The organism is Rhodopseudomonas sp. (assembly GCF_013377015.1).
Lineage (GTDB): Bacteria > Pseudomonadota > Alphaproteobacteria > Rhizobiales > Xanthobacteraceae > JARJEH01.
Genome location: NZ_JACABA010000002.1, coordinates 1267417 through 1288721, shown reverse-complemented (window position 1 = coordinate 1288721; position 21305 = coordinate 1267417). Strand labels below are relative to the sequence as shown.

20 protein-coding genes are annotated in these 21305 nt (G+C 66.1%); 8 read left to right on the top strand and 12 right to left on the bottom strand.

Annotated features, from left to right (window positions below):
* Nucleotides 1–84: 84 nt before the first annotated feature.
* The gene (locus HXX15_RS14565; protein ID WP_296516770.1) at nucleotides 85–702 is read left to right on the top strand and encodes a hypothetical protein; all 618 of its coding nucleotides are present in this window, start codon (nucleotides 85–87) and stop codon (nucleotides 700–702) included.
* Between the two features lie 4 nt (nucleotides 703–706).
* On the opposite strand, the gene HXX15_RS14560 is transcribed toward HXX15_RS14565, so the two are convergent.
* The 6 genes from HXX15_RS14560 to HXX15_RS14535 all read right to left on the bottom strand — a co-directional run bounded on the left by HXX15_RS14560 (nucleotide 707) and on the right by HXX15_RS14535 (nucleotide 6669).
* A complete protein-coding gene (locus tag HXX15_RS14560; protein WP_296516964.1) occupies nucleotides 707–1432 on the bottom strand; it encodes a tetratricopeptide repeat protein in 726 nt (241 codons plus the stop codon).
* A 49-nt stretch (nucleotides 1433–1481) separates the two neighbouring features.
* Complete coding sequence (locus tag HXX15_RS14555) at nucleotides 1482–2285, bottom strand: SDR family NAD(P)-dependent oxidoreductase (RefSeq protein ID WP_296516769.1); 804 nt, start codon at nucleotides 2283–2285, stop codon at nucleotides 1482–1484.
* Between the two features lie 72 nt (nucleotides 2286–2357).
* The gene (locus tag HXX15_RS14550; RefSeq protein ID WP_296516768.1) at nucleotides 2358–2732 is read right to left on the bottom strand and encodes a DUF1850 domain-containing protein; all 375 of its coding nucleotides are present in this window, start codon (nucleotides 2730–2732) and stop codon (nucleotides 2358–2360) included.
* On the bottom strand, nucleotides 2729–4843 hold the full coding sequence (locus tag HXX15_RS14545) for a TRAP transporter permease (protein WP_296516767.1): 2115 nt from the start codon (nucleotides 4841–4843) through the stop codon (nucleotides 2729–2731). The genes HXX15_RS14550 and HXX15_RS14545 overlap by 4 nt, the downstream gene beginning before the upstream one ends.
* Before the next feature lie 204 nt (nucleotides 4844–5047).
* Nucleotides 5048–5995, bottom strand: a complete 948-nt coding sequence (locus HXX15_RS14540; RefSeq protein WP_296516766.1) for a TAXI family TRAP transporter solute-binding subunit — start codon at nucleotides 5993–5995, stop codon at nucleotides 5048–5050.
* 194 nt (nucleotides 5996–6189) lie between these two features.
* Nucleotides 6190–6669: a hypothetical protein gene (locus HXX15_RS14535; RefSeq protein WP_296516765.1), complete on the bottom strand. Its 480-nt coding sequence runs from the start codon at nucleotides 6667–6669 to the stop codon at nucleotides 6190–6192.
* A 239-nt stretch (nucleotides 6670–6908) separates the two neighbouring features.
* Between HXX15_RS14535 and HXX15_RS14530 the strand changes: the two genes are divergently transcribed.
* A complete protein-coding gene (locus HXX15_RS14530; protein ID WP_296516764.1) occupies nucleotides 6909–7217 on the top strand; it encodes a hypothetical protein in 309 nt (102 codons plus the stop codon).
* A 35-nt stretch (nucleotides 7218–7252) separates the two neighbouring features.
* Here HXX15_RS14530 and HXX15_RS14525 read toward each other — a convergent pair whose 3' ends face one another.
* Both HXX15_RS14525 and HXX15_RS14520 read right to left on the bottom strand, forming a co-directional pair.
* Nucleotides 7253–8329 (bottom strand): hypothetical protein, encoded by a 1077-nt coding sequence (locus HXX15_RS14525; protein ID WP_296516962.1) that lies wholly within the window; start codon nucleotides 8327–8329, stop codon nucleotides 7253–7255.
* A 220-nt stretch (nucleotides 8330–8549) separates the two neighbouring features.
* On the bottom strand, nucleotides 8550–9179 hold the full coding sequence (locus tag HXX15_RS14520; protein WP_296516763.1) for a CoA pyrophosphatase: 630 nt from the start codon (nucleotides 9177–9179) through the stop codon (nucleotides 8550–8552).
* Between the two features lie 76 nt (nucleotides 9180–9255).
* Between HXX15_RS14520 and HXX15_RS14515 the strand changes: the two genes are divergently transcribed.
* The gene (locus tag HXX15_RS14515; RefSeq protein WP_296516762.1) at nucleotides 9256–9681 is read left to right on the top strand and encodes a PaaI family thioesterase; all 426 of its coding nucleotides are present in this window, start codon (nucleotides 9256–9258) and stop codon (nucleotides 9679–9681) included.
* Nucleotides 9682–9766: 85 nt separating this feature from the next.
* Here the strand turns inward: HXX15_RS14515 and HXX15_RS14510 are convergent, their stop codons facing one another.
* From HXX15_RS14510 to HXX15_RS14500, 3 genes are all read right to left on the bottom strand, one after another.
* On the bottom strand, nucleotides 9767–10510 hold the full coding sequence (locus HXX15_RS14510) for an HAD-IA family hydrolase (RefSeq protein WP_296516761.1): 744 nt from the start codon (nucleotides 10508–10510) through the stop codon (nucleotides 9767–9769).
* 373 nt (nucleotides 10511–10883) lie between these two features.
* Complete coding sequence (locus HXX15_RS14505; protein ID WP_296516760.1) at nucleotides 10884–12278, bottom strand: FAD-binding oxidoreductase; 1395 nt, start codon at nucleotides 12276–12278, stop codon at nucleotides 10884–10886.
* A complete protein-coding gene (locus HXX15_RS14500) occupies nucleotides 12275–12691 on the bottom strand; it encodes a nuclear transport factor 2 family protein (RefSeq protein WP_296516759.1) in 417 nt (138 codons plus the stop codon). Before HXX15_RS14500 ends, HXX15_RS14505 begins: the two co-directional genes overlap by 4 nt.
* Before the next feature lie 205 nt (nucleotides 12692–12896).
* On the opposite strand from HXX15_RS14500, the gene HXX15_RS14495 reads away from it, so the two are divergent.
* Together HXX15_RS14495 and HXX15_RS14490 are read left to right on the top strand one after the other, a co-directional pair.
* A complete protein-coding gene (locus HXX15_RS14495) occupies nucleotides 12897–14408 on the top strand; it encodes an aldehyde dehydrogenase family protein (RefSeq protein WP_296516758.1) in 1512 nt (503 codons plus the stop codon).
* Nucleotides 14409–14420: 12 nt separating this feature from the next.
* The gene (locus HXX15_RS14490; protein ID WP_296516757.1) at nucleotides 14421–15209 is read left to right on the top strand and encodes a sulfite exporter TauE/SafE family protein; all 789 of its coding nucleotides are present in this window, start codon (nucleotides 14421–14423) and stop codon (nucleotides 15207–15209) included.
* Between the two features lie 30 nt (nucleotides 15210–15239).
* Here HXX15_RS14490 and HXX15_RS14485 read toward each other — a convergent pair whose 3' ends face one another.
* On the bottom strand, nucleotides 15240–16769 hold the full coding sequence (locus HXX15_RS14485) for a PLP-dependent aminotransferase family protein (protein ID WP_296516960.1): 1530 nt from the start codon (nucleotides 16767–16769) through the stop codon (nucleotides 15240–15242).
* 230 nt (nucleotides 16770–16999) lie between these two features.
* Between HXX15_RS14485 and HXX15_RS14480 the strand changes: the two genes are divergently transcribed.
* From HXX15_RS14480 to HXX15_RS14470, 3 genes are all read left to right on the top strand, one after another.
* Nucleotides 17000–18643 carry an amidohydrolase gene (locus HXX15_RS14480; RefSeq protein WP_296516756.1) on the top strand — a complete coding sequence of 548 codons (1644 nt, stop codon included), beginning with the start codon at nucleotides 17000–17002 and terminating at the stop codon, nucleotides 18641–18643.
* Complete coding sequence (locus HXX15_RS14475) at nucleotides 18640–19599, top strand: CobW family GTP-binding protein (protein ID WP_296516755.1); 960 nt, start codon at nucleotides 18640–18642, stop codon at nucleotides 19597–19599. Before HXX15_RS14480 ends, HXX15_RS14475 begins: the two co-directional genes overlap by 4 nt.
* Nucleotides 19600–19688: 89 nt before the next feature.
* On the top strand, nucleotides 19689–21281 hold the full coding sequence (locus tag HXX15_RS14470) for an ABC transporter substrate-binding protein (protein WP_296516754.1): 1593 nt from the start codon (nucleotides 19689–19691) through the stop codon (nucleotides 21279–21281).
* Nucleotides 21282–21305 lie beyond the last annotated feature (24 nt).

The window sequence follows — 21305 nt, the reverse complement described above, 5'->3', positions numbered from 1 at the left end:
GGCGCGATCAGTGGTCGGCTTGATCCCGATCAACACCGTGGCGGCGCGACCGTGTCGGATAGCGGCAATGGAGAAAGACCCATCATGATCGGAATCACGTTGAATTCGGAGCAGATCCGCCAGGCGCCGCAGGAGGTGCGACAGTGGATCGAGCGCGAGGTGATCGCCTCGCTCGGGCTGCAGATCCAACCCGCGGCCGAGCCGCAGAGCGAGCATCTGGCGTCATGCAGCGCCGACGAAGTGGCGGCGATCCTCGCGCAAATTCAGGGCGTGCTGCCCGCGGTCAACGTGTTCTTCGAATTCGGCCGGGCGGGCCTCGCTGTGCCGCAGGCGCAACTCGCGGCGTTCCGGCTGCTCGACATTGCCCATCATACAAGGCTGCAAGACGCAAAACAGGTGATCGCCTGCATCAACATGATCAACGAGGCGCTGGGGCGGGTGCGTGGCGATCCCCGCGCCAGCTTCTGCGGCTTCGACCGCGAGGGTCACTGCTTCGTCGCCGTGGAAACCCAGCTCAACATCCGGCGGCTATGGCAGAGCGTGATCGCCGCCCCGTCGCCGGGGCCAGGCCCCGAGGCAGAGGCCACGGTGCCCGGGCTCGGCGCTGCCACCACTCCGGCGGCGCCCTCCGTCGTCAGTGGCCCGGTCGGCGCCCACCTCGGCAACAGCCTGGAGCGCAGCGACAGCGGCGCGCAGCCGTGATCCGCTAGTAACCATCGACGCCGGTCAGCTGCTTCAGCCGGGCCTGCATCGCGGCTTTCAGATCGTAGCCGGCGCGACCGAACGCGGCGTTGCGCGCCGCCAGAAATTCCTCCTGCGCGCGCTGCAGCGCGCGCGCTGTGGCCGGCTTGCCGGCGGCTTCGCGCAGCACCAGGCTGTGCATCGCGTTGATCTCGCGGTCGAGAGCGGCGAGCCCGGGATCGGCGCAGATCGCCTTTTCCACCGCGCGCTTGGCGGTGGCGCAATTGAAGCTCGGCTTGCCGGCGACCGCCAGCAGCGCGCCGAGCCGCTCCAGCTCCTGCGCCAGCGTTTTGTGGTTGCTGCGCGCCGCCAAATGATCCGGATCGAGCCGGAGCGCGGCGGCGAAATCCGCCAGCGCGCGGCGCCGGTCGCCCTGCTTGCGCCAGAGCTCGCCGCGGGCGTTGAGGATATCGGGCTGCAGCGGATCGAGCCGCAGCACCGCGTCGTCGTCGCCGATGGCGCGGTCGATCATGTCCTTGCGTTGGTAGGCGCCGGCGCGCGCGATCAGCGCCTTGATGCGGTCCGGCTTCGCCGTCTTGTCGTTGTCGATCAACGCGCCGCAGGTGGCGATGATCCTGTCGGCGTCGTCGGAGGCAGCCGCGGCGGCCAGGCACGGCGCCGGGTCGACGCTGAGGTCCGCCGCCGGCTCGCTGTTGGCGGCGCGCGCCGCCGGCACGGATGCCAGCAGCATGGCGGTGATGAAGATCAGCGCTGAGAATACGGCGTGCATCGGGCCGACACTAACTCACCTTCAACGTCAGCCCGCCATCGACCACCAGTTCGATCCCGGTGATGTATTTCGATTCGTCGGAAGCCAGAAACAGCGCGGCGTTGGCGACGTCCCAGGCCTCGCCCATGTGACCCATCGGCACCTGGGCGTCGCGCGCGCGCCACATCGCCTCGACGTCGCCCCTGGCGTAACTCGCCACCAGCCCGGCGGAGTGCGCTACCATCGGTGTCTTCATCAGCCCGGGCAGGATGCAGTTGACCCGGATGTGCTGGCTCGCGAATTCCACCGCGCTGGTGAGCGTCATCGCGTTCATCGCCGCCTTGGAAGCCGCATAGGTGACGTAGGAGATGCCGAGATGACGGATCGCGGCCACCGAGGAAATGTTGATGATCGAGCCGCCGCCCTGCCGCTGCATCACCGGAACGACATGCTTCATCGCCAGGAAGGCGCTCTTCAGGTTGACTGCGAACACCCGGTCCCAGTCCGCTTCCGAGACCTCGACCACGCTTCCGGTCTCGGCGATGCCGACATTGTTGTCGAGCACGTCGATCCGGCCATAGCTGCGCAGACAGGTCGCCACCACCGCGTCGACCTCGTCGCCGCGCGACACGTCGGCGGTAAAGGCGGAGGCGATGCCGCCTTCTGAAATGATGATGTCGACGGTTTCCTGCGCGGCCGTGCCGTTGCGGTCGACGCAGAATACGTGCGCGCCCTCGCGCGCGAAGGTCACCGCGGTGGCCTTGCCATTGCCCCAGCCCGGCCCGATCGAACCGGCACCGAGCACCAGCGCGACTTTGCCCTTCAGACGATGCATGTGATCGATGTCCCGCTTGTTCTTGAATTGCCCGCCGCTTGTAACCCGAAAGAAGCGCCGGCGAAATCCGGGCTACGGCTCGCAGACACTCATTTTGGTGACATCGACGCCGACCGGGTGGCCGAGAATCTCCGACAGCGTGCGGCAACGGCCACCCTCGCACAGCCGCCATTCGCCGGCGGCGGCGGAATTACCGAGCAGCAGTTCCGGCAGCGGCGGCCGAAGCACGTCCCACTGAAACCAGCCGTCGAGCAATCGCGCCTCGGGCGGCGGCTCCATACCGGCGCCCGAGCCCTTGACCCGCGCCCGCAGCAATACGAGTCCCTGCGGCGTCACCTGCCAGTCCTCCTGCCAGTCGACCTTTTCGATCGAATGAGTCCACACCAGCGTGAATGCCGCCAGCGCCAGCGTCTTGATCGCACCCGCCGAGGCGAGGCAGAGGCTCAAGCCGCCACCGCGCCGCGCGGCCGCAGCCGCCACTGCCACAGCAGGATGGCGAGCCCGAGCGGATAGCCTACCCAGTCGCTATAGGGAAATTCGCCGAGCAGCAGCAGGCCGGCCGCCAGCGCGACCAGCCGCTCCAGCACGGACATCCGAGTGAACAGGAAACCGATCGCCGCCATACCGAACAGCCCGATCGCGGCCAGCGCCTTGACGCTGGCGTAGACTACCGCGCCATAAAAGCCGATCTTCGCTGTCATCGGGTCGCCGGGTTGCAGCATCAAGGCCGGCGAATACACCGCGATGAACGGGATGACGTAGCCGGCGAGCGCGATCCGCATCGCCTCCCAGCCGATCTTGTCAGGACTTTCCTTGGCGATCGGCGCGGCCGCCAGCGCCGCCAGCGCCACCGGCGGCGACAGGTCCGCCATGATGCCGTAGTAGAACGCGAACATGTGGCTGACCAGCAGCGGCACGCCGAGCTTGGCCAGCGCCGGCGCCGCCAGTGCGGCGGTGATGATGTAGGTCGGGATCGTCGGAATCCCGGTGCCGAGCAGGATCGATAGCAGCATCGTCATCACCAGCGCCAGGAACAGGCTCTTCTCGCCGAGCCCGATCACCCAGCCGCCGAAGATGGTGCCAACGCCGGTCTGCGTCATCATGCCGATGATGGTGCCGACGATGGCGCAGGCCATGCCGACGGTGAGCGCCGATTTGGCGCTGTCGGCGAGCGAATCCCGGCAGTCGACCAGCGTCTTGCGGCCGCCGCGGCTGACGGCGCTGAACAGTACCAGCACGCCGACGATGCCGGCGACGGCGAAGATGTTGAGCCCGTCGCGCAACACCGCGCCGGCGATCAGCGCCAGCCCGATCCAGAAGATGAAGCGCACCGCGTTGCTGGAGAAGCCCTGGACGATACTGGCGCCGAGGATCAGCGCCACCGTCAGCGACAGCCCGATGCTGCCGGCGTAGAGCGGGGTGAAGCCCTCGAACAGCATGTAGACCAGCGCCGCCAGCGGCAGCACCAGGAACCAGCCATTGACCAGCGCCTTCCAGGCGCTCGGGATCTCGGCCTTGCTCATCCCGACCAGGCCGTGCTTGCCGGCCTCCAGATGCACCATCCAGAACGCCGAGGCGAAATACAGCAGAGCCGGGATCACCGCGGCCTTGACGATCACCGAATAGTCGACGCCGAGCGTCTCCGCCATGATGAAGGCGACCGCGCCCATCACCGGCGGCATGATCTGGCCGCCCATCGAGGCGGTGGCCTCGACCCCGGCGGCGAAGGCGCGGCGATAGCCGAAGCGGATCATCAAGGGAATCGTGAACTGTCCGACGGTGACCACATTGGCGACGCCGGAGCCGGAGATCGTGCCCATCATGCCGGAGGCGAACACCGCCACCTTGGCCGGGCCGCCGCGGGTGCCGCCGAACAGGCCGAGCGAGACGTCGGTGAACAGCTGGATCATGCCGGCGCGCTCGAGGAACGAACCGAACAGGATGAAAAGGAAGATGTAGGTCGCCGAGACGTAGATCGGCACGCCGTAGAAGCCTTCGGTGCCGAACGACAGATGGGTGATCACCTGGTCGAAATCATAGCCGCGATGGTTCAGCGGCGCCGGCAGATACTGGCCGAAGAACCAGTACAATAGACACGCGCCGCACATCAGCGGCAGCGCCAGGCCCATCAGCCGCCTGGTGCCCTCGAAGATCAGCACCGCCAGCAGCGTGCCGACCGCGAGGTCGAGCCGGGTCGGATCGCCGTCGCGCGCGATCAGGTCGGCGTAGAAGATCCACTGATACAGGCCACAGAGAAATCCGACACCGCCGACGATCCAGCCGAGCGCGCGGCCGAATCCGGTCTTGGCGGTGAAGTTGCCGATCAGCCCGAAGGTCAGCAGGATCAAGAAGCCGACGTGAACGCCGCGCACCACCTGACTCGGCAGCACGTTCCACGCCGCGACCACGAGCTGGAACGTCGCGAAAGCGATGCCGACTCCATACGCCAGATGCCGCCAGCCGCGCGGGCCGAAGCCTTCCGGAAAGCCGTGCTCGAAATTGTCGAACGGAACCTTGACGGCGGCGTGGTGATCGATCGTCGTCTCAGGCTGCAGCATCGAGAATCGTTTCCAGAGCGCGAGATGTTTGCACGTCGTCACCCCTTGTTGGACGTCGTGCGCGGGCTCGACCCGCGCATCCATCACATCATAATTTGAACAAGACGATGGATGGCCGGGCTTTCGCCGCGACGATGGGGCTTCGGCCCCGCAGGCGGGTCAAGCCCAGCCATCACACCCGCGAAACATCTCACCCGATCGAGCTTACTTGATCAAGCCTTTTTCCTTGAAGTAGCGGATCGCGCCGGGGTGCAGCGGCACCGGACTTCCGGTCGCGGCGGTCTCCAGCTTGATCTCGCGGCCGGCGGCGTGCGAGTTGGCGAGTTCCGGCAGCGCATCGAACACCAGCTTGGTCATCTGATAGGCCAGATCGTCCGACACCGCCGTGCTCGTGACCAGATAGTTCACCACCGCCGCGGTCGGGACATCCTTGTCCTGGCCCTTGTAGGTGCCGGCGGGAATCGTCGCCGCGACGAAGGGCGGGCCGATCTTGTCGACGACGTCCTTGGGCACCGCCACCACGGTGATTTCGGCCGAGTTGCTGAGATCCTTCAGCGAAGCAACGCCGAGACCCGCGGACTGCAGGGTAGCGGCGAGCTGGCGGTTCTTCATCAGGTCGACGGATTCGGCGAACGGCAGATACTCAACCTTGCCGATGTCCTTGTAGTCCATCCCGGCGCCTTTCAGGATCGCCCGCGAATTCAGCTCGGTGCCGGATTTCGGCGCGCCGACCGACAGGCTCTTGCCCTTCAGATCGGCGATGGTCTTGATGCCGCTGTCGGCGGTGGCGACGATCTGGATGTAGTTCGGGTAGATCGCGCCGATCACCCGCAGCTTGTCCAGCTTCGCCTTGAAGCCGGCCTCCTCGTCGCCGGCCCAGGCCGCCTTCAGCGAGTCGCCGAGGCTGAAGGCGATCTCGCCGCGGCCCTGCTGCAGCAGCACCAGATTCTCCACCGACGCCTTGGTCGCCTGGACCTGGGTCTTCACGTTCGGAATCTTGTCGCTGTAGATCTTCGCGATCGCCACCCCGAGCGGATAGTACACGCCGGAGGTTCCGCCGGTCAGCACATTGATGAATTGTTGGGCACGCGCCTGCGGTGCGGACAGAACCAGAGCAGCGGCAGCGGCAATAGCGAACAATCTCGGCTTCATGAGCGAATGACTCCCCCTTCTTATTTGCACGGAAACTGGACGGGCGAGGCGCCGCGGTCAACCCGTCAAATCGACCAAAGATCGAGCAAATCACGGAACCGGCCGGCATCGCTCCGTTTACCGACGGAAATGCGCCGAGCCGTTGCTGCAATGCAGGATGTTGGAACCGCCCGGGTGCGGCGGTGACGAAGCCGCTATTCGAAATTCATGTCGACACATTTCGACATGTCGGAGCCGAGACCGGACGCGATGGTGATGCAGCCACGCACCTTTTTCGCGACGTCGTCGCTGGCCCACACCGAGTAGCCGCCCGGCCCGAAAAATGAATTGGTGTTCGGCGGCTCGGTCTCGGTGGCATCGAACGAATAGTTGGAGTCGGTCTCGAAGATCCGGGGCTTCTTGACGCAGCTGCCGTCGGCCTGGACGTTGATGATTTCCTTGTTGTCACGGGTCAGCGCCAGGCTGACCTGGCAGCGGAAATATTCCGAGGTCTTGACGTTGAACAGATAGGCGTAGGACTTGCAGGTCGCGGTATTGAGTTTGCCCGGCGCCAAACCGCGGCTGCAGGAGATCCGCTGATTGTTGCTGAGCTTGAAATCGTCCGCCTTCGCAGCCGACGTCAGCGCGAGCGCCAACAGTCCGGACAGCAGCACGCTCTTGGTCGTTTCAAGCATCGAATCATCCCCTTCGCCGGCATTTCGCGGCGGCCGGCTTTTAGTTCGAAATCGCCCCCGGTGAAAGATAATCGCGAAGCCCAAGCGATGGAATGACGAACTCGCGTCCGCGACGGTGCCGCGTGACCGCCGGTCGTATTGACGTGCAAACCCCGTTCGTGATTTGTTCAAAATCGATGCGGCATGGCTGCGATCGATCGCCCAACAACTCGTCTGGAAATGATTTGGAGACGGCAGACATGACCACACCAACCATCAAGATGCTGCTCGCGACGGCGGCATTGAGCGCATTTGCGACGTCGGCATTCGCTGCGGCCGAAGCGCCGATGCCATGGGTGCTGGCGCCCGACCGGGGCTATGGCTACGACAGCGACGGCAAGACCTTCAGCTACAAGATGGGCACCAACAATGCCAAGGAGCTGTTCAAGGGCGCCAAGAAGGTGCCGAAAGACACCCTGTTCTTCCTCGGCGCCAACGGCCAGCTCTACATGCGCAAGGGACCGTTCCTGGGCGACGACGGCAACTTCAAGTTCGGGCCGGAGCAATAGGCCGGCGTCGCGCGCGGCTCGATCCCGATCGAGAGCTAGAACGCCGCGGCGAGATCGCGGGCGCCCTGCTGATTGCTGTTGGCGTCCATCCGGGCATCGGTGACCGCCAGCAGCTTGGCCACGGTATTGTGGCGGATCGCCACTGGATTGCGCTCGTAGCCGGAGCGCTGGAAGAAATTCGCGGTCGGCACCTGTTCGCGCATCGACAGCGGCATCGTCACCATGTCGAGCCCGGTGCCGTCGCCGGTCAGATTCATCATCTCCAGTTCGGCCGCGGTGAGCGGGCGATTGTGGCCCTTCTGCTGCGCGAAGATCACCGAGGTCAACAGCTTGTGGGTCTGCAGTAAGGGGCCGACGTCGAGATCCAGCACCATGGCGTGCACCGCCCAGCCCTGCGGCGTGTCGGCCAGCCTGGCATGCGCGGCCCATTCGTCCGGCACCGTTCGGGTGAACGCCACCATCCGCTTCAGCACCGCGATCTTGTGATCGAGCGCCTTGCGTGCTGCGCCGGAGAGTTGCGCGGCCTTTTCGCTTAGCGCCTTGACGAAGTGATGGCCCTGTTCGGCGATCAGCTCGACACTATTGGTGGTAAGCAACTGATTGTAGCCGATCGCGGTCGAGATCGCGCGCGATCCCGGGCGCGAACTCAGGCCCGACTGCATGTCGTGGCTGCCATTGCCGCCGGTCTCGAACGCATAAACCCGAACCGCCTGCTGCGGCGTCAGCCCCGCCGCCCTCGCCACGCGGGCATAGGCGCGCTTGAAGTCGAGTTCGTTGGCCGGGCGCTGCGGCCTGAACTGGAAATGGTCGGCCGCGGCCTGCAGCAGATCGGCGACCACCGGAATCTCCTTACGTTCGCGCGGCGGCTGTTCCGACGGCTCCGGATCGACCGGTCGCTTCGGGCCGGTATAGAGAGGTGGCTGGGTCAGCACGTAGTCGTCGAGCGTCAGCGCCACATGGTCGCGGCGCTTGGCGTTGCGGGTGCGGCGCTTGTCGGACACCGCGCTCCAATAGGCGCCGGCCTCCTCGTCGAACGCGGCGCGGGCCTCCTGATATTCCCGCAGCTTGCGACGATACTCGGCAATCGCCTGCGGTGAAGTGGCTTGCGCCATCGCGTCGGCAATCGTTGGCAGCAGCCGTGCCGCGTCGCCGGCAAACGCCGGCTGCGCGATCAGCGCGAGCGCGAGCGGCAGGTAGATGGGCCAATGGCTAGACAATCGATGGAACATGGGCGCCTCGAAATCTCGGTCCATCGTGATGCCAGTGTTGGTTAAACAAAGCCTAACGATTCACCGAGAATTGTTCGCGGCACCCGGTCGCATGGTGGTCGCGCTATTTCCAGGCGAATACCGGCTGTTCCAGCTCGGCGACGCGGGTGGTACGGCCGGCCAGCAGTTCGCGGAACTGATAGATCAGCGCCGCGGTCGGCGCATGGATGAAATCGCCGGCATAGCGGAACCGGATCACCCGCCGCGCGCTTTCCGGTATCGTGGTGAAATCGAACGCGTCGGCGTGCGCGATGTCGCGGAGCGCGATTCGGTGCACCGAGGCGACCTCGTCCGGGTTCGGCGCCAGCGCCGAGCCGGCCGGCGCCCACGCCACCACCGGCGTGATCAGATAGCCGGACCGGGTCGGGTAATCGTCGAGCTGGCCCAGCACGTCATCGGCCGACAGCGCGAGCCCCAGTTCTTCGTGCAATTCGCGCAACGCAGCCGCAACCGCGGTCTCGCCGGGGTCGCAGCGCCCGCCGGGCAGCGCCCATTGATTGCTGTGGGCGCGCAGGCCGGCGGCGCGCAGCGTCAGCAGCAGAGCGGCGCCGTCGGCATCGTCGGTCTCGACCAGAGTGATCGCCACCGCGGCGCGCTTCAGCCCGGCATGGGCGTCGTCGGTCACGAGCCGCGCGAACGCCGCGCAGCCTGCGGCGATCCGGATGCGGGTGGCGTCGTCGTGCGAATGGCTCATCCCGCTTGACTACACCGGCGGCGTGACTGAGGAAACCGTGAGCCGCGGCTGATGCGGCCCGAACGAGGGACGATGCATGGCCGATGCGGTTGCCAAGACACTGAAAGCCGCGGGCTGGACGGTGGTCCACGACGAAGGTTTCATCGATCTGGTCGGGCCGCTATATGAGCGCAACGTCGACGGCGTGCATGAATTCGCACTGGTGGCGCAGGACAAGCACCGCAATCGCCGCGGGCTGGTGCAGGGCGGGCTGCTGATGACGATGGCCGACCGCACCTCCGGAATGGCGGCGCGTTACATCTCCGGCGCGCCGAATCTCGCCACGGTGCAAATGGACACCCATTTCGTCGACGCCGCGACAATCGGCGAGATCCTGATCTCGAAGCCGCGGGTGGTGCGCAGCACCAAGAGCCTGATCTTCACCTCGACCGAAATCAGCGTCGAGCGCCGCTGCATCATTCTCGCCCACGGCGTGTTCAAGGTCGTCCGCGCGCGACATTAGCTGCCGGGCTGCAGCACCGACTGCGGTCAGCAAACTATGCCGAGGTCGGCGCCTGGATTGATCGTTTGAGGATCCGGCCTGGGTTTCAGATCGCCGCGATCCAGCGCGACAGCACGTCGAGCGTCACCATGGCGTCATCGGCCCCGGCGCCGGCCAGATGGCGATACGGCGCTTCGGGCTCGCCGAGATTGCTCAACACCGCTAGCGCGCCGGCGAAATCGTCGCCCTCGGTGTAGATGCCGGGAGTGACGATGGTGGGAATCCCGGCGCCGCGCGCGGATCGCACCCCGTTGCTGGAATCCTCGAAGGCGACGCAATCGGCGGCGTCGAGCGCCAGCCGCTCCAGGACATAGTGATAGATCTGCGGCGACGGCTTCTTCGCCCCGACCACATCGCCGGCGCCGATCACCGCGAAGGCGTCAAGCGCATCGTCGCCGAGCGCGGCGCACAACAGCGCCTCGACATTCGGCAGGCTGGTGGTGGTGGCAATGGCCAATGCCACGCCGGCCGCGCGTGCTTCCGCAATCAGCCGCGCAACGCCCGGCCGCAGCAAAGCGCCCTGAGCAACCAGCGCGGTGTAGCGCCGAGTCTTGGCGGCGTGCAGGTCCGCGATTTGGCCGGCGTCCAGTCGGACGTCTTCGGCGATCGCTAGGAAATGCGCGATGCGCTCCTTGCCGCCTGCGACATCCAGAAGCCTGCGGTAGGTCGGGGCGTCCCAATGCCAGCGCAATCCGGCGGTCGCGAAGGCCTCGTTGAAGGCCTGCCGGTGCAGTTCCTCGGTTTCGGCCAAGGTGCCGTCGACATCGAAGATCAACGCGGTTGGCTTCATGGATTCCTCATCCCGAGAGTAGAGTTGCAGGCAGATCGCAATACACGCCATTAACTAAGTGATGAATATTCAGGCCTGACTAAGTGGCGGGCAAAGTGTAAAGTCCTCCTAACAGATTCCCTTTCGATTGATCGCATTTATGATGATCCTTCCCCCGGCTTCCGATCCGTCATCACGCAGCTGCGAAAAATGCGGCAACGAGATGAAGCTGCTCGGCCGGCTTCCGCGCCGCCGCCAGGCCCCTCCCAAGACGGTATTTCGCTGCTACAATTGCGATCATGTGATTCAGGACGAAAACGACACCGGACCGTGGTCCTGATAACCGCGTCACTCGGTCAAGGAATCCTAGTCGAGCCGACAGGACCGGCCCGGGTCAGACCGCCTCGTCGCGGGCGTGATACCAGCGATACAGCATGCGCTGCCCGAGCCGGCGAAACGGCGCGAAGCTGTGGGCCGGTAGCGGTGACGTAAAGATCGGCAGGTCCTGCCCGGCAAATCCCCGTCCGCCGATCATCTGCGCCATCCGGCGTCCAGCCTGCGCCGAATACGACACGCCATTGCCGCCATAGCCGAGCGCGTAGAACAAATTGCGCTGCGGGTCGGGCCGGAAGATGCGCGGCATCATGTCATGGCTGACGTCGACCCAGCCCCACCACGAGTAGTCGATCTCGATGCCCTGCAGCGCCGGAAACTTGCGATGCAAGCCGTCGACCAGCACCTGAAGGTGTCGCGGATGGCTGGCGTCGGCGCCGGTGATGGCACTGCGGCTGCCGATCTGGACGCGGTTGTCCGGCAGCAGGCGATAATAATGCCGCAGCGTACGGGTGTCAGTCAGTACCAGCCTGGTGCGGAATCCGGTGGCGTCGAGCTCGGCCGCGGTCAGCGGCCGGGTCACGATCGAATTCGACAGGATCGGCATCAGGCGCCCGCTCAACGCCGGCGTCAGGCCGGCCGCCGTATAGGCCCCGGTAGCGACGCCGACCGCGCGCGCCCGCACCGTGCCGCCCGGCGTGCGCAGATGATACGCGCCGTTGTTGTATTGGATCTCGGCGACCGGACTCGCCGGATGAATCCGCGCCCCCAGTTCGCGCGCCATGCGTTGATAGCCGAAGGCGAGCTTGGCCGGATGCACCCCGGTGCCGAGCGGCTCGAGCACCGCGCCGACCGCCTCGGCTTCATCGAGAAAATCGCGACGCAATTCCTCCGCGCTCACCACGCGGGTGGCGTCGCCGAACTGATCGTTGAGCAGCTTCGCCTCGGTGGTGATCTTTTCGAGATAGCGCTGGCGATGCGCGATATAGAGGTGTCCGCCGCGCTGCGGCTCGCAGTCGATCGAGCCGCTACTAACCAGCGCCTCGAAGGTCTCGAAGCCGTCCCGCACCTCGGCATGCAGGCGCCGTGCGATATCGAGACCCCAGCGCGCGATCCATTGCGACCGCGACAATCGACCGGCCGCGTTCTGCGCCTGGCCGCCATTGCGGGTGCTGCAGCCCCAAGCGACGCGATTGGCCTCGAGCACCACCGCCTTGATGCCGAATTCGCGCGCCAGGAAGATCGCGCAGGCAAGGCCCGTATAGCCGGAGCCGACGATCGCCACGTCGCAGTCGATGTCGCGCGCGATCGGACCGTCGTCCTGCGGCAACGCGCCGGCGGTTGCGTGCCAATAGGTCGGCGCGTAGTCGCGATTGTGTCCCGGGCCGTCGCTGACCAGCGGATCATAATGCGGATCGTAGGCGCCGAGCGGCGGCAGCTTGGTCGGCATGTTCATGACGCCGCCGCCTTGGCCGTCGTCGCCGGCTGCGGCGGCCGGTCCTTGCGGAACGCGCGCTTGCCGCAGATCAGTCCGCCGCGGAAGTCGAACAGGTCGCAGCCCTCGGCCTCGATCCGCGTGCCGTCTTTCACCGTCGCGCGAAAAATCCATTCCGACAGGCCGCGATCGCCGAACACCGCGTGCCGGGTGCATTCCCAGCTGACGTCGGGAAAATCCGCAAACGTGCGCTCGAACGCGGCGCTGACCTCGGCCGCGCCGGCGAAGCGGCGGCCATGCATTTCGGGTCCGGCGGCGGCGTCGAACACGATGTCGTCGGTCATGCAGGCCACCACGGCGGCGCCGTCGTGGCGGTTGAACGCTGCGAACAATTGTTCCAGCAGCGCGGCGCGAACGGCGTTGAGGTCAGGCATGCAAATCCCATCATGATGGCGGGCGATCAGCGGCGCGATACTCGCGCGGGATCGGCCGACGTTTGTCGTGAGCCAAATGGCACGTGGCACGGCGCCGGCCGTAGAACCAGATCGGGCGATGTCTGCGGCCAGAACGGCGGCTGGCCCAACGGCTTGGTGTCGGCTGGACCTTCGCGGTCGGGCGCGACGCCGGCAGGGTGGCGCGATGATCAATATCGCGACCCGCATCGACCCCGCCATCGCCGCCGCCGTGTCAGAGCTGTTGCAGCAGCTCGCCGGTCGTCATCTGATCGGCAACGCACTGGTGACCGCCGTCGCCGGGGCAACGCTCGACGTCATCGATCCGGCGACGGGGCAGGTACTCGGCCGCGCGCCTGCGGCCACCTCGGATGACGTTGCCAAAGCGGTCGATGCCGCTTCAGCCGCCTATCCGATCTGGGCCGCCACCCCGGCGCGACAGCGCGGCAGGCTGTTGGCGCAGGCGGCGCAGCGCATCGCGGAAAGATCCGAGGTAATCGCCGCGGTGCTGGCGCTGGAAACCGGCAAGGCGCTGCGCACCGAATGCCGCGGCGAGATCGCGGTCGCGATCGACATTATCACCCTATATGCCGGCCTCGCCTCCGAGCTGAAAGGCGAGACGCTGCCGTTCGATCCGCAGGTCCTTAGCTTCACCACCCGCGAACCGCTCGGCGTCGTCGCGGCGATCCTGCCGTGGAACGTGCCGCTGGTGCTGATGATGCTGAAGATCGCGCCAGCGCTGGTGGCGGGCAACACGGTCGTTGTGAAAGCCTCGGAAGAAGCGCCGTTCGCCACTATCGAGGCCGCGCGACTGATCGCCGAATTGCTGCCGCCCGGCGTGCTGAACGTGATCTGCGGCACCGGCCGCGACTGCGGCATGACACTGGTGGAACATCCCAACGTTGCCAAGGTCACCTTCACCGGCTCGCAGGCGGTCGGCGAACTGATCTATCAAAGCGCCGCGCGGAAAATCATTCCGGTCAGCCTCGAACTCGGCGGCAAGAGCCCGATGATCGTCTATCCGGACGCCGATCTGCCGCGCGCGGTCGCCGGCGCGGTCGCCGGGATGCGCTTCACCCGGCAGGGCCAGAGCTGCACCGCGGCGAGCCGGATCTACGTCCACGCCAGCCGCTTCGATGATTTCGTCGCAGCGCTGCGCGACGCGGTATCGACGCTGACGATCGGCGACCCGCTCGACGAGGCCACCGACATCGGCACAGTGATCTCGCAAAAGCAGAAGACCAAGATCGAATCCTACATCGCGCTTGGCGAAGCCACACCGGGGGCGACCACGCTGCGATGCGGCGCGCTGCCCACCGCCAGCCATCTCAAGGACGGCCTGTTCCTGCAGCCAACCATCGTCACCGGCTTGCCGGAGGACAGTCCGCTGATGCGCGAGGAGATCTTCGGACCGGTGGTCTGCGTGCAGTCCTGGAGCGACGAGGACGACGTGCTTGCGAAGGCCAATGACAGCGATTTCGGGCTCGCCGCGACGGTGTGGACGATGGACCTGCGCACCGCGTTGCGCGCCACAGCGCGGCTCGACGCCGGCTACGTCCAGGTCAACCAGAACCTGACGATCCAGCCCAATCTGAGCTATGGCGGCTTCAAGAAGTCCGGTCTCGGCAAGGAGGCCTCGCTCGAGGCCATGCTGGAGCACTTCACCCGGAAGAAGACCATCGTCATCGATATGCGATGACCGGACATCAGCATGGATGACCCGATCGCGGCGGCGCACGCCGCCTTCGCCGCAGCATCGCTGACGCCGATGATCGTCGGCAGCACGCTGGCGGTGGTGCTGATCGCAGCCTTGCTGCGCGGCTTCACCGGCTTCGGCTTCGCGCTGGCGGCGGTGCCATTGCTCGGCGTTTTCATGGCGCCGGCGCAGGCCGTTCCGGTCGCCGTCGCGCTGCAGCTGCTCGGCGGCCTCACCGATCTGCGCGGCGCCTCGCGCGATTGTCATTGGCCGTCGCTGCGCTGGCTGATCGCAGGCGTGGTGATCGGCTCGCCGCTCGGCGCGCTGGCGCTCAGCGTCGCGCCGGCGCCGGTGGCGCGGATCGTGATCGCGATGATCACCGCCGGCGCGGTCTGGCTGCTCGGCCGCGGCTTTGCGCTGGCCGCAATCCCGGACCGGCCGATCACCGCCGCGGTCGGCCTAATCGCCGGCCTGTTCAACGGGTTGGCGGCGATGCCCGGGCCGCCGGCGGTGGTGTACTACATGTCCGGACCGTTCGGCCGGGTCGCGGCGCGGGCCTCGCTGCTGGTGCTGTTTCTCGCCACCTCGATCGCGGCCTTCATCAGCGAGACCACGGTCGGACTGGTCGGCGCCCGGGTGCTGTGGCTGGCGGCGATCGCCTGGCCGGTGATGCTGCTCGGCACCATGATCGGCGAATACGGCTTTCGCCGCGGCAGCGACGCGCTGCACCGTCAAGTGTCGATCGCAAGCCTCGGACTGATCGCGCTCGGCAGCGCCATCAAGGGGATCAGCGAATTGATGTGACGCGGCGCGTCGGCGCTCAGCCGTCGCAGCCTAGGACCGCCGTTGCCGCGCCAGCACCTGACCGAGCCGCTCGATGCCTACCTCGATGCGGTCGGTGCGGATCGAGGAGAAGCCGAGCCGGAAGCAATGCCGGCTGGCATTCTCATCCATCGAGAATACGTCGCCCGGTTCGATCACCACGCCTTCTTCGAGCGCGGCCCGCGCCAGGCTGGTGGCGTCGATGCCCGGCGGGCAGGAAATCCAGTAATTGGTACTGCCCGTACCGCGCGACCAGGTGCAGTCCGGCAGATGCCGCGGCAGCAACCGGTCGAGGATCCGCGCGCGCTCCAGCAACACGCTGCCGACCTGCTGCAGATGCGACCGATAATGGCCGAGGCCGATAAACAGCGCGGCGACGCGCTGATTGTTGAGCGGCGGATGACGCAGCATCAGCCGCCGCAACGCGCGCAATTCGCGGATCACCGGCGCCGGCGCCACGACGTAGCCGAGCCGCAGTCCGGGCGCGAGCGCCTTCGACAGGCTGCCGACATAGAGCACGTTGCGGTGGCGATCGAGACTCATCAACGGCGGCAGCGTCGCCGCCTCCGGCATCAACTCGCCCTCGTAATCGTCCTCGATCACGACGACGTCGCCATCCTGCGCCGCCTTCAGCAACGCCAACCGCCGCGCCAGCGGCATCACCACCGACGTCGGGCATTGATGACTTGCGGTCACATAGGCCAGCGCGCAGCTTGCGAAACTCGCATCGGGCACCACGCCGTGGGCGTCCGAACGCAGCGGTACCACATTCGGCGTCAGCATCCGGAAGATGTTGCGGGCGTCGGGATAGCCCGGCTCCTCGATCCCGACCCTGGTGTCGGGTTTGATCAACAAGGTGGCGATCAGATACAGCGCGTGCTGCGCGCCCATCGTGATCATGATCTCGTCGGAGCGGGCGTGGATGCCGCGGCGCGGCAGCACTTGAAGCTGGAGTTGCTCGATCAGCGCCGGATCGTCGCCATCGATCAGGTCGCGCGCCCAATTGTTGATTTCCGAGACGCTGAGCGCGGCGCGGGCGCTTTCACGCCAGTCATTGGTCGGAAATAGGCTGGGGTCGAACTGGCCGAAAATGAATGGGTAGGGATGGGCCTGCCAGTCGAGCGGCTTGACGATATTGCGGTAGGCCGACGGCCGCAGCGCGAAGCGCGAGGTCCATTGTTCGTCGCCGCGGCTCGCCGCCTCAAAGGGCTGGCGCGCGGCGGTTGCGAACTTCTTTGGCAGACCGGCGACGAAATAACCGCTGCGCTGGCGCGACACCAGGAAGTTCTGATCGACCAATTGCTCGAAGGCGATCACCACGGTGTTGCGCGACACCTTGAGCACCGCGGCGAGATCGCGGCTCGACGGCATCCGCATCCCGAGCGGCAGCCTGCCATCCTCGATCGCGGTGACGATGATTTGCCTGATCTGTAACTGCAGGAACGATCCGCCCCGATTCAGGCCCTGGAACAGCGCGCCCCAGAACAATGCGTCGTTGTTGCCGGGGGCGGCGGTAGAACCTGCGGCGTTCCGAAATGTCAGCTGTGCGAGCTTGCCCAAATCGATCCCCCTGCAAATCCGACGGCCGCGTTGATCGCCGCCGGTTTCGGATGTTGCCGCTGATGCATTCGATATGCAAGAAGCAAGCCATTAACCGCGACCGAGCAGCGACATTAAGCGAACCGCTGGCCCTATTCGTGCTTGGCATCTGGCGCTAGTCTGGCACGGTGGATCGCTTCACGCTCGCAGTCGCAAGTTTGAGGGGACACAGCGTGAGCCACGACACCGTAGTCTTTGCGGCCCGCAACATCATCACGATGAATCCGTCGCGGCCGAGCGCGACGCATGTCGCGGTACGCGACGGCCGCATCGTGGCGACGGGGACAGCCGCGGAGCTTTGCGTCGGTGGCGCCAGACTCGACGAGCGCTTTGCCGACAAGGTGCTGCTGCCCGGCTTCGTCGAAGGCCACAGCCACATCATGGAAGGCCTGATGTGGCTGCTGCCTTACGTCGGCGCGTTCGACCGCCGCTCGCCTGAAGGCCGCACCGTTCCCGGAGCACCCGACATCGATGCGATCGTCGCCCGGCTGCAACAGGCCGAGGCGGCGATGACCGATCCGGAAGCGCCGCTGTTCGCCTGGGGCTTCGATCCGCTGCATATCGGCAGCAAGATGCTGACCCGCCAGGATCTCGATCGGGTCTCGACCACGCGATCGGTAATGGTGATCCACGCCAGCTTCCATATCAGCAACGTCAATACCCAGGTATTGGAGCTGACCCAACTGTTGCGCGCCACCGACATTTCCGGCGTCGTCGCCGGCGCCGATGGGCTGGCGAGCGGCGAGCTGCAGGGCATCGCCGCGCGGCTGCGGGCGTTTCGCGCGCTCGGACGCAATCCGCAATCCGGCAACCTGACAAAGAAGGACGTCGCGCGCTACGCCGCGTCCGCCTGCGTCCAGGGCGTCACCACCATCACCGATTTGCACAACGACCTGACCGACCAAACCCTCGAAGTCTATCGGGCCGCAACCGAGGACTCGGAGTTCGGCGTCCGGCTGGTGCCGGCGCTGGCCTCGGTGTCGCACACCCCGCAGCAGGCGATCGCCAAGCTGGCGGCGCTACGCGCCGACGGCAATGACAAGCTGCACTACGGCATCGTCAAGCTGGTGGTCGACGGCTCGATCCAGGGCTTCACCGCGCGGCTGCGCTGGCCCGGCTATCACAACGGCGCCGCCAACGGCTTGTGGTATATCGCGCCGGAGGAATTGCCGCGGCTGGTCGAAGCCTATCACCGCGCCGGCGTTCAGTTGCACATTCATACCAATGGCGACGAGGCGACTGAACTCGCGCTGGATGCGATCGAAGCGGCGCAGATCGCGGCGCCGCGGCCGGATCATCGTCACACCCTGCAGCATTGCCAGATGGCCGACGCCGCGCAGTTCCGGCGCATGAAATCGCTCGGGGTCTGCGTCAACCTGTTCGCCAATCACCTGTACTACTGGGGCGACGCGCATTACGAGCTGACCATGGGACCGGAGCGCGCCGCCCGGCTCGACGCCACCGGTACCGCGCAACGGCTCGGCGTGCCCTATGCGATTCATTCCGACGCGCCGGTGACGCCGCTGGCGCCGCTGTTCACGGTGTGGTGCGCGGTCAACCGGATCTCGTCGGGCGGGCGCGTGCTCGGCCGCGACACCGAGGCGCTGACCGTGGAGCAGGCGCTCGGTGCGGTCACCATCGGTGCGGCCTATACGCTGAAGCTGGATCACCTGGTCGGCAGCATCGAGACCGGCAAGTTCGCCGATTTCGTGGTGCTCGAGGATGACCCGTTGACGGTGGCGCCGGAGCGGCTGAAAGATATTCCGATCTGGGGCACCGTCGTCGGTGGCCTCGTCAAGGAGGCGCCTCGCGCATGACGGGATCGTCCGCGACCATTCCAGTCACGGTGATCGGCGGCTTTCTCGGCGCTGGTAAAACCACTTTCCTGAATCATCTGCTCGCCGCCGGCGCTCCACGTAGCGCGGTGCTGGTCAACGATTTCGGCGAGATCAATATCGACGCCTCGCTGATCCAGCGCCACGACGGCGCCACCATGACGCTGACCAATGGCTGCATCTGTTGCAGCATCGGCGGCGGCTTCATCGAGACCATGAGCCGGGTGCTCGACGCCGAAACGCCGTTCGAGCACATCGTCATCGAGGCCAGCGGCGTCGGCGATCCGTGGCGGATCGCCGAGATCGCGCTGGTCGAGCCGACGCTGCGGCTCGACCGCGTCATCGTCATAGCCGACGCCACGCGGATCGCCCGGCTGTTGACCGACCCGCGTGTCGGCGACACTGTGCGCGGCCAGTTCGAGCGCTGCGACGTCGTTCTGCTGAACAAGAGCGATCTAGTTGATGCCGAGACACTCGATACCGCCCGCAAGGCGCTGATCGCGCTGCGGCCGGAGCTGCGCATCGTGGTGACGTCGCGCGCGACGATGCCGACGCTGGCGGCGCTGGGCGGCACCGCCGCCGCCAATTTCATCTGCGCCGAAACCACGCCATCCGACGTGCCCGATCACGACGCCGAATTCAGCCGCTGGGCCTATCGGCGCGACGGCGCATTCGACCGCAACCGTTTCGCCGGCGCGGTCGCCGCGCTGCCGCCGCAACTGCTGCGGCTGAAAGGATCGTGCCGCCTCGACGGCGACGCCGACGCCAAGGTGTTCCAGATGGTCGACAAGGTCTGGACGCTGTCGTCGCCAACGCCGGATCAGCCGGCGACGACGCCGGGCATCGTGCTGGTCGGCGTCGGCACCAGCGATTTGCCGCCGCCGGCCGAACTCGACGCCATTCTCGACCGGGCGCTCGCGCCCCGGGCTCTGTCGTGAGAGCCGTCCTGCCTGCCGCGCTTCGTCGGCACCCGCGTGGTGCCGATCGGTCCACGTCATCCTTCACCCTTCAGAGCGGAGTCCTGCCCATGTTGTCGAAGCGATCCCTCCTCGTCACAGCCCTCGGGGCCGCCGTCATGCTCGGCCTGCCGGGGCCATCGCGCGCCCAGACCGCGGGCGGCACCGTGGTGATCGGCAGCACGCAGGTGCCGCGGCATTTCAACGGCGCGGTGCAATCGGGTATCGCCACCGCGATGCCGAGCGCCCAGATCTTCGCCAGCCCGCTGCGCTACGACGACAACTGGAATCCGAAGCCGTATCTGGCGGAATCCTGGAAGGTGTCGCCGGACGGGTTGTCGGTGACCCTGAACCTGGTCAAGAACGCCGTGTTCCACGACGGCCAGCCGGTGACTTCGGAGGATGTCGCGTTCTCGATCATCGCGATCAAGGCCAACCACCCGTTCCAGACCATGCTGGCCGCGGTCGACAAGGTGGAGACGCCCGATCCCTATACGGCGGTGATCAAGCTGTCGCACCCGCATCCGGCGCTGCTGCTGGCGATGTCGCCGGCCTTGATGCCGATCCTGCCCAAGCACGTCTATGGCGACGGCCAGGATATCAAGACCCATCCGGCCAATCTGAAGCCGGTCGGCTCCGGTCCGTTCCGGCTGACCGAGTACAAGCAGGGCGAATTCTACACCCTGGAGAAATTCGATCGCTTCTTCATCAAGGGCCGGCCGAAGCTCGACAAGATCGTGGTGCGGCTGATCTCCGATCCCAACGCCATGATGGTCTCGGCGGAACGCGGCGAGGTCAACATCGTGCCGTTCGTCAGCGGCGTGCGCGACATCGCCCGGCTCGAGAAGTCCCCCAACCTCACCGTCACCGACAAGGGCTTCGCCGGCATCGGTCCGCTGAACTGGCTCGCCTTCAACACCAAGAAGAAGCCGCTCGACGACGTCCGGGTGCGTCAGGCGATCGGCTTCGCCGCCAATCGCGACTTCATCATCGACAAGCTGATGGGCGGCAAGGCAACGGCGTCGACCGGCCCGATCGCGCCGGGATCGCTGCTTGAGGAGAAGAAGGTCGAGACCTACAAATTCGATCTTGCCAAGGCCACCAAGCTGCTCGACGAAGCCGGGCTCAAGCCCGACGCCGAGGGCACCCGCGCCACGCTGACCATCGACTATATTCCCGGAGCCGACGAGCAGCAGCGCAACATCGCCGAATATTTGCGCTCGCAGCTGAAGAAGGTCGGACTCAAGATCGAAGTGCGGGCGGCGTCGGATTTCCCGACCTGGGCGCAGCGCGTCGCCAATCACGATTTCGACCTCACCATGGACACCGTGTTCAACTGGGGCGATCCGGTGATCGGCGTCGACCGCACCTATCTGACCTCCAACATCCGCAAGGGCATCATCTGGTCCAACACCCAGCAATACAGCAACCCGAAGGTCGACGAGATCCTCGCCAAGGCGGCCACGGAAACCTCGCCGGAGAAGCGCAAGGCGCTGTATTCCGAGTTCCAGAAGATCGTGGTGTCGGACGCGCCGATCTACTTCGTCAACGCGACGCCGTTTTATAACGCCTTCAGCAAGGGGCTCTCCGGCCTGCCGACCACGATCTGGGGGGTGATGTCGCCGCTCGACGAACTGTACTGGGCGACGCCGCCGAAGACCTGACACCGCCGCTCGGCACGCAAAGGC